This is a genomic window from Caballeronia grimmiae, assembly GCF_000698555.1.
GTDB lineage: Bacteria > Pseudomonadota > Gammaproteobacteria > Burkholderiales > Burkholderiaceae > Caballeronia > Caballeronia grimmiae.
In genome coordinates, this window is sequence record NZ_JFHE01000137.1 from 1 (window position 1) to 568 (window position 568).

At 65.3% G+C, this 568-nt stretch carries 1 protein-coding gene; it reads left to right on the forward strand.

What is annotated here, in order from left to right; genetic code table 11:
- Window positions 1-452 (forward strand): RES family NAD+ phosphorylase (locus BG57_RS30970; RefSeq protein WP_035971161.1); only part of this gene is annotated, 452 nt, incomplete at its 5' end.
- Window positions 453-568 lie beyond the last annotated feature (116 nt).

The window sequence follows — 568 nt, forward strand, 5'->3', positions numbered from 1 at the left end:
GGCGTCATCCGGTGTGGAGCGGCACCGGCGCAATGCTGATCGGGGGGCGCTTCAACAGTCCGGGGCGACCGGTGATTTACGGCGGGCTGAATTTTGCGGGGGCGATGCTGGAGGTGCTGCTGCACGCACGGATCGGCAAGGTGCCGAAGCACCATGTGTGGGTCGCAGCCGAAGTGCCCGAGGACGTGGCGATAGAGCGCGTGACCGCAGAGGACTTGCCGGCGGGCTGGGATGCGCCCGATGCGCAGGTCGCGCGGCGCTTCGGCGACCGGTGGATCGACGAGGGCCGGTCGTCAATTCTGGTTGTGCCGTCGGTGGTCGCGCGGGTGGAATGCAATGCCGTAGTCAATCCGGCGCATCCAGATGCGAGCCGCTTAGTGGTGTCGGCGCCGCAGCCGGTCGTGTGGGATCAGCGGCTGTTCGTGAGTGGGCGGGACGGGTCGCCCGAATAAGCTCACTGCTCTCTCCTGAAAAGCCTCACCTTGTTGACAGTGCGTTGGAGGCCTCGCGCTTCCGTTTATTTGATGAACCCGGGCACATCGCGATGGCCAATCAACCGCAACAGCTG